This is a genomic window from Nitrososphaera sp. AFS, assembly GCF_009898475.1.
Taxonomy (GTDB): Archaea; Thermoproteota; Nitrososphaeria; order Nitrososphaerales; family Nitrososphaeraceae; genus Nitrosopolaris.
Window position 1 is genome coordinate 1,737 of the sequence record NZ_QURE01000054.1, and the last position, 8,586, is coordinate 10,322.

Genomic DNA, 8,586 nt, shown 5'->3' on the forward strand with positions numbered 1-8,586 from the left:
TTTAACTGGAGTGATGACATTGAAAATCTTGCATCTGCCCAGGTACGTGGTAGTAAGGTTAGTTAGCCTGTGGATTATAGGCTAGACATATGTCTGTATGATATTTCCTTATGCCCAGAAGAAATAGTCTACTAACACTAATACAAATAAACCTGTCCATAATAGTCAGACCAAAATATTGAATCCCAATAATAGTCTATCAATTTAAGAGATTGAATATCTCAGATGCCATGACATAATGACATTGTGTTCTGACATTGATAGTTTTTGTTATCGTTGTAGAGAATCTTTGTAGTTTCATTCATACAAACCCTTCTTTTACACTGCTTACTAGCAAAATATGGCAATTTCAAATCTAGTGATATCAAGATCAGATTTTATTATTTTTAGTCTTTTTGTCTTGTAAGCCATACTGCATTTGTTGTGTATAGTCGACATAGTAGGAACAAAATACCTTGATACAAAGTTTAAAAAAAATCCCATTGGATGCAGAGATACTCCAACCTTCAATCAAGACCCATACACTGCGACTAGGGTGCAAATGCTGTAGGCATAATCTGTACAATGCATCCATTCAGTTTAAAATATATCTCTAGCAAGGTTGAACTGAGCTTCTTAGAGCTGGACAAGTACACAAAGTATTATAAAATAGATAATGAGATTAATCAACCAGCCAATCAATCTAGTCACTTTCGAACCTCGACGGACAAACGAGAAGGAAATTGATTTCCCAGGAAACAATTATTGTTTTAGTAGATGGATCAGGTTGGCAATTAGAATGAGCAAAAACTGTGAAGCATTTGCCACACCTGTTCGGTGACCAGGAGGACGAAAGAGGACAAATCATAAAGAGATATCTTGTACAAAGGAAGCGTTAGCAATAGACTTACCTCCCAGGCAGTATAAAGCAGGACAAGTAAGACTTTAACCCTTAATGTGAAAAGCTTGAAAACTAGCTGCTATATTATGAGGACGAAAGAGGACAAACCCCATAAAGAGACTTGAACGCTACTCTGCGCACAACATCAGCACAGTAAATGTGGCAGGACTGACAAGAAATGTGATATTCTTTTCGCAGGAAGCCATCATGACTAACCTGATCTGCGCTATATGTAACTGCAAGCCCAATAAAAGGCTTTTTTACAGATTTACTGCAGATTGTGGCATTAAATAGGCTTATTGTATGACTGGAATGCCTCTACGACTAGAGATAGGTAATCTTTTATAGATATTAGTGTGTAGTGTCGACTCGGTGCTAAATTGAGTCAACTACAATATTTGCAAACAGTTATAGTAGAAGGTAGTAGGAGCGGTCTGGAAATTTCATTATCATACCCGTAAAGTGTAAAAATGATGATCAAATGAGCCAGAACAACAGCAACAGTGATGATGACAGGCTAATCAAAATAATTCAATCATCTACACGTAATCTTATGTCATCCTTTCGAAATAAGACTGAATCATTATCCAAATGTTCAGATGATATCCAAGTTCTCTTGCGTAAAGGATATGATGTAGAGACGGCAAAGGAGACTGCAGTGAAATTATTTGGTAAGCAAAAGGTTTCATTTATTGCTATAGATGGAACAGAAAGTCAGGATAAACAACTTGATATGCTAATTTTCTATGCTGGCGCTTTTGGATATACAGGGCAGCTTGAGTTTGTGAAGAACGGTTGCAGCTGTGGAGAAATCTTAGAAATGGGCAACACGGCAAATGTTTCAACTGCAGTACCTATTCACGAGGAAGACGCATCAAATGTAGCAGCCGAGATAACAGAGGGAGGCGTCGAAGTTGATCCAGAACGGCTGCCTTCTATTCTAATGCAATTTGCCGAATACTATATGGCTGTAAAGTCGCTGTATCAAGATCCTGATCTAAAACTAGTCATACTTGACAGAACGCTTGCAGGCGAAGTTGGACATCTTATGTGGAGTGTAGACGAAATGCTCAACGAAAGGAAATGTGTTTTGCAAGGAATAGAAACAGAATTTGGAATAGTATCTCCTCTAGATTTAGAATTGGCAAGAATGCTCCATCCAAATGACAAGTTACAAATCCCTGTTGCAAGAAGTCACCTTATAAAATTTGCTGCAATAAACAAGTTGATCTCATTAATGGGAAATGGAATTACTTCAATTTCATATGAAGAACTATTAAGAAAAATTGATGCCAAGCCACAGAGACTTGAGAAGCTTGTAAAGGATTTGGCAAAATTCGATGAACGGTTTTCCATACTAAAAGAAGACACTCATGCTAGTAATAATTATAGCGTTGTTGTAAAACAAGAAATTAAAGATTACTGGCAGCGGGTCTTTTCTGCTGTCATGATGGTAGCTCGTCATATTTTTGATACCCCAGAAGATAAACATCCACTAATCTATGAGGAGTATGATGTGGATGTAAATAAACAGAAAAAATGGATAACCTCAACTGATTTGGAATACATGACACTAATAATGATATATGCTCTTGTAAGAATGGCCTGGGAAAAGAAAGTACTGATAATAGGATTGATAAAAGATACAGCTGCAGCAGAGCTATCTAAAGCGATTGTTCCAGTTCTACAAAATGCTAACAAAATCCGTCTTTCAGGTACAGCAGGCTGTATAGGAAGATTACCTAATTTTAACACCGATAAGCAGCTTTTGCAGATTGCTAGTATAATTAACGGACAATCCATTAAGGCTCCCTGGAGAACTTTTGAGTTTGATTCATGCTTCAGAACAATAGCTCCTGTGGTAGCTGCTAAAAGCGAGCCTTTCAAAAAAAATGAAGCAAAAGTAAAGGGCGCTCACAAAAATGTTATTTCAGCAGAAAGGATGTTTGTCAAATCTTACATACAACTTTGGCAAAGTGAAAATGACATTACTGTGAGAAGTCACGTGTTTACTTATGATAGGCCATGTTATCCTGGTTTTGATATACAAGGAGAACTTTTGCTGCAACATTTAGATGGCAATGTGGAAGAAGAAATCCAGCCAATTATTCATTTTGATAAAGATTGTGAAATATCGCATCTTGTAATGGATATTCTCTGTTCAATGGCACTAGAAGTTATACCAGAAGCCATAGGTCATAATTACCCATTATTTCTGGCAGATAAAAAGGCTAAATCTGTTCTTGGTCAAATGAGATCAGCCTATTTGTCAACTGTGGCATTGGTATTGGCCAATAGTGAATTTGATCAACAGATCTTGTACGAACAAAAGTTCAGAGATTTCAGAACACGCATAGAGAACTCTAGGAGGGAAAGAAGCTAATGTTGCAGAAAGCAACTGGTATATTTGATAATTTGGACGGTAATTTCCTAGCAAGACTCAGAGAAATATCTGCAAATACTCGACCGACTGCTGATGGGAAGGCTACAATCACATTTAAAACGGCTAAAATAGAAGCCAATTACTCGCCAAGTGTGATTAAAAAAATTGAAGCTGGAAGACTGATAGCTATACCCAATGTTTTGGGGGTTAACTCAAAGGATAACTACTCTATATATGAAGTGGCAGACATCTATCCGATGCATTATAGTATGCAGACACTCGATCGTAATCAACCTGGAGCTATTAGAAAAGAGTTTATGACATTAATAGAAAAGGAGTGGCAGCAGGGTTCTAGGAGCACATGGATAGAAATTGTCGCTGCACCTACTGGATATATAATGCAATTGACTGGTAGCAGTGGTGGTGGTGGTGGTGGTGGTGGTGGTGCAACTCAGACGCAATTCATAAGAAAGAATATTGCACCTTTAACTGGCTCTGAAATAGCGTTACTGAGTGATAAGACTGTGCAGAAGTTCATCTGTTTTACACCGCAATCTAATGATGCAAACTTGGAACATTATACAATAGGACATTTATTAGGCGCGACAGATAGTCAGATCCCATTTACGGTAAACGTAGAGAAGTTGCTTCACTATCATACAGGAGTATTTGCCTTTACAGGATCAGGCAAGAGTAACCTTACATCGTCGGTAATAAGAAAAGCCATGAGTTCAGTACCTGATGTCAAGTTTGTCATTTTTGATATTTCATCTGAATATGGGGTTAATATTTTGGATTTACTGAGATCAATTTCAAGCAGGATAATCTTAACTGAGCCTTTGCCAGTCCATACTGATGATGCCACCAAAAATATCTCTGTAGTAGATAATTTGGCAGAAGATTATCTAGTGAGGTGTGTAGTTCCAGAAGCACTACTAGAAGTCAAAAAAATGATTCTCGAGTCCGTGAAGGAAATTATTTCTCAAGATAAGATAAGGACTCTTACTATACCGTCTGAATCTGAACAATTAATGATACAGTTTGCCACATATGGAGGGCTTCTGCGCTCATTAGCAGACTTGACGAATGAAAAATTTGGAGCAGCAGGACAGAAAGTCCTCATACCGGCTGTAGTAAATATGATTAAACATTTCATGAAAGAAAAGAAGCTAAATGAGGATTCTCTAATGGGCACTGAGATAAAACCATTGATAAAATCCATACAGGACCGTTTATCAGCAGCCAAGCTAAGGGCTGATGCAGCTATTCTCTCCATTTTCAATAATCTCCTATTAGCATTGGAAGATATTTCTCCTCAAACTGATGATGATACATATAGCACAACCAACCTTGTAAATGAAATACTAGATGAGAGTGCTTTATCTCCGAAACTATTTGTAATTAATCTTCCGGAGGCAGATGTAGCTAGGTACTTTTGTGCTGAAATAATAGACCGAATTTTCAGAAAGAGAAAGAGTAGCTTTACTTTGACCCCCAGAATAGTATTTGTCTTTGATGAGGCTCAGGAATTTATTCCAGCCGAGAAAAGAAAGGAAGATGGGACTGATAATTCAAGTAGAGCAGTTGAGCGATTATTAAGACACGGAAGAAAGTATAATTTGAATGGATGGATAAGTACTCAGAGAATTGCACATCTTAACACAAATGCACTCCAGCAACTTCACAGCTATTTTGTAAGTACTATGCCAAGACCTTATGATAGACAGTTAATTTCAGATACATTTGCTATTGATGATGCGTTTATGGATAGGACGCTTATGTTTCAAAATGGTGATTGGCTTATGACAAGTTTCAAAGCAACAAACACACAGAATGTACCGGTTTTCTTTCATGCTACCAATAATGAAGATTCGATACTTGATTGATTGGTTCGTTATTAATCAAGTGGATCTCCTGTCAATTATCAGACTGCTACCGTCTGGTTTAACTTCTGACCCTGAGCGTTTGTCACGAGGCCGTATTGTAATGAAAGGATTGCAGCCGCCGACAAAAGAGAAATTGATAGGACTGATGCCACTCCTATAATGGCACATGTTTTGCGATTGTATGTTTTTGGTGTCAGTTCACGGTCAAGGCAGGTCAATATCTAATTTAACCATTATAAGATTTAGCGCATAACAGATCGCATAAGCATATTAGCCCGTAGGTTGATTGGGGTTGCTAATCAACTAATCAAGGGATTCAATATATGCTGCGAAGGCAAGATGTAGTGTAGATCAGTTGGCATGATCACTAAAACTGCAAAGAGAAATTTCAGCAGCAGTACTATTATGATTATCGCTATTATGACTATAATTATTGTCCATAATGTATTTAATACCATTTTTATCCTACCTTGTTATTGTTTTCTTTGTAATTGTCTTACCTTTCTGTCGACTGCTCGTTTTGGCCTTTGATCTTTTTCCTGTCCTAGGTTCTATTCCTTGCTTGCGTTCTATGGCTGCAACATAAGCATTAGCCCTTTTCTTTGAAATACCCTTCTTTTTCTGAACTGCAGCAGATGCACCTGAGAACGTTTCATATTTCTTTTTGCCTAACTTTACCGGCATTCTCATGTTTGAGAAACATAATATTTGAAGACGTTAGAACATTAATCAGTGTAGTTTTAGTTAAAATTCTTGCATATCCTCGTAGAATTATCACTATCACATCTCGGCTGCATACTATTTTTATTTTTTTGGAGCTTGTGGACAAGAATTAAGTCCATGTATGTGAAAAACAAGCATTTTAGGCTATATTTCATACGTTCAAAAGATAGCTGCCGGGAGTGTTTGTTAAACACCAGCATGCAACTGAACATTGCACTAAAACGACACAAATGATATTATATTGTCCAAACTACCTAAAATAGATGCAGTGAACTTGCGTAGAGCAATACAACGATATACCATAGACGTAGAAGAATAGGAAGGTAATCTATATTCAGTTTTCTTTCTTAAATGTTTCATATCCTCTGCATACCTTTCTATTGTTTGGCCCATTTCTTGTCGTGGGGATTCCATATCGTTTGTATATCTCTCAGATACTCCTGCACTTTCATACCATCGCTTCCACTTTCCCTGCTTTCTGTATACTTCATAGAATTCAAATCCACAGTCCAAACAGCGTGAAACATCATACACTTCACCGACTTTGAAGAAACTTCGTTCGACTGTATACAGGTTGCAATCCATCTTTAGCATTCGAGTTAATCTCCTTCACAAAGGTCTGCTTCAGAATTGGAAGGAATTATCAATCTTTTAATTTATTAGAACGTAGTGGCCGTCTTAATCATAGTCAATTCCTTCTGTAATAGTAAATTTGCCAATTCTTTTATAAAATGTTGTGATCAGCTAAAATATATGGTGACCGTTAAAGAGGGACCAGTCGCAGCAAAATCTCATGGAATCTTAATTCTCGCTATCCTATCTATGGTATGGATTTCTTCGCAAGTAGGGACGGTCCACGGGATCGTACCTACTACAACTACACCCTTTGTAGTTAAGATCACATCCCCCCATAGAGGGCAGCAAGTAGGCATCGGCCACAATGTAACTCTATTGGGAAGTTCGAATTACAATGCAAGTTCTAAATGTCAAGTTTCAATAATTGTAGACAAGAAAAAACCCTACCAAAATACTATACCGATAGGACAGGGTGCAGACAACTATTCACAATGGAAATATACGCTTTCACCCACCTATACTGCCCTCACTGCGGGGGCGAATCGAGTTACGGCAAAGCTTACATGCAATGCTAACCCGGCGTTTACTAAATCATATAGTATCAACTTGACAGGGATAAATCAACCATCATCATCAACAACACCACAACCATCACAACAACAGATTGCAATTAAATCGAACGGTACAACTTCACCATTATCATCAGCATCAGTCTTGTCAAATAGCACCTTAGCCCAGTCAAATAGCACATTAAATAGAGCTAACACGACTTCCGTCCTACCAGTATCTGCTAACAGTAGCTCACTAATTGATCCATCATCAACTCACGCTAGCAGCTCTCCCTCGGGCGGACATAGTCACACACACCATCCTTCACACCACACACACCACAGCTCTAGTAGCAGTAGCAGCGAACATGATCGTAGCCATACACATACTGGAAGTGATAGTCATGATAGCAACGATGGCGGTGACAGTGGCGACTCTCACCACGGGAGTGGCGGAGGACACGATTTCTTCCATGGTGCATTTTCACATTTCGGAGGATAAGTCAATCTCATAGACAAAATTAATGTTGCTAGAAGACCGCAGGTTTGGTTCTGATTGTTACATAAGACAATCTGTACCCCACGTCCCACTAGTAGAATCAATGATACAATATGGTAAAATCAAGAGAAAAGAAGAACCATTAACTACTGTCACTTTCGCCATCAACATTTCCGCTACTGCGAGCTAACTATTTGTATAGCATGCAATTATTCATGATACACTAAGGCCAACTAACTACTCTTAGTATGGTTATGTGATAACTGGTACTGATAGTTAATATGGTAAATGTAGTAAAATATCTGATATGGTAGACCATATCTATTACATGAATTCTTAATAAGATATTTTATCGAATACTAGTACAGATCTATACAACTTTTTTATATCATTAATAATGACGGACCACAGTATGACCGCTAATAAGAGAGGTTTAGTATTAGAACATAAAAGGACGAGGAAAGAAGTATCTAGACAGGGAGGACTATCCTAAAAAAGGGCATTGTATTACAAAAAAAACGTGTCCATTTTATGCGTGATGACAATAGCATGCAATTAAACAAAGTGTTAGTTATTGGATTAAGGCAGTTAGGATTACCAGTAGCTAAATATGTAAAGGAAAAAGGGTTTGAAGCCTATGGCTTCGATGCGAATATAAAAGCAACGTTTATAGTTTCAGGGCCGAAAAGATGGCAGGGATAAAAAGAGCACGGGATTTCGGAGATTTCGATGTATACATCATTTGCATCTCTACACATGCTCCAGAAGATATCTTTTTACCCAATATACAAGGGCTACTGTCAATAGCGGAGAGATTATCAAAAGAAGCAAAGAGATGGAGATCTTGTGTCTATCGAAAGTACTATTCCAAGGGGAGCATCGCAAAAAGTGTTTGAATACTTGGCCATAGGCTCCATCTAGTCCATGCACCACATAGATGGTATGCATCAGAAGAAAAAGAACATGGCGTAAATCAATTACGTGTAGTTAGAGGAATACATGATTGGTATTTACATGAGGGTATGCAATTTTATAATGGACAAGTGTTTAATCAGGAGCCCATTAGTTTTTAATTGTAAATAGGATTATTC

General features: G+C 37.8%; 6 protein-coding genes. 4 read left to right on the forward strand and 2 right to left on the reverse strand.

From position 1 onward, the window contains the following. Positions 1-1,361 precede the first annotated feature (1,361 nt). Both DYY65_RS07330 and DYY65_RS07335 read left to right on the forward strand, forming a co-directional pair. Positions 1,362-3,263 (forward strand): hypothetical protein, encoded by a 1,902-nt coding sequence (locus tag DYY65_RS07330; RefSeq protein ID WP_162477323.1) that lies wholly within the window; start codon positions 1,362-1,364, stop codon positions 3,261-3,263. Continuing rightward, a complete protein-coding gene (locus DYY65_RS07335) occupies positions 3,263-5,149 on the forward strand; it encodes an ATP-binding protein (protein WP_162477324.1) in 1,887 nt (628 codons plus the stop codon). The genes DYY65_RS07330 and DYY65_RS07335 overlap by 1 nt, the downstream gene beginning before the upstream one ends. Positions 5,150-5,614: 465 nt before the next feature. Here DYY65_RS07335 and DYY65_RS07340 read toward each other — a convergent pair whose 3' ends face one another. Both DYY65_RS07340 and DYY65_RS07345 read right to left on the reverse strand, forming a co-directional pair. Continuing rightward, positions 5,615-5,833 carry a hypothetical protein gene (locus DYY65_RS07340; protein ID WP_162477325.1) on the reverse strand — a complete coding sequence of 73 codons (219 nt, stop codon included), beginning with the start codon at positions 5,831-5,833 and terminating at the stop codon, positions 5,615-5,617. Between the two features lie 255 nt (positions 5,834-6,088). Further along, positions 6,089-6,466, reverse strand: a complete 378-nt coding sequence (locus DYY65_RS07345) for a hypothetical protein (protein WP_162477326.1) — start codon at positions 6,464-6,466, stop codon at positions 6,089-6,091. A 159-nt stretch (positions 6,467-6,625) separates the two neighbouring features. Between DYY65_RS07345 and DYY65_RS07350 the strand changes: the two genes are divergently transcribed. Continuing rightward, entirely contained in the window at positions 6,626-7,498 is an 873-nt protein-coding gene (locus DYY65_RS07350; protein ID WP_162477327.1) for a hypothetical protein, read from the forward strand. A gap of 546 nt (positions 7,499-8,044) precedes the next feature. Beyond that, positions 8,045-8,197 carry a hypothetical protein gene (locus DYY65_RS07355; protein WP_162477328.1) on the forward strand — a complete coding sequence of 51 codons (153 nt, stop codon included), beginning with the start codon at positions 8,045-8,047 and terminating at the stop codon, positions 8,195-8,197. Positions 8,198-8,586 lie beyond the last annotated feature (389 nt).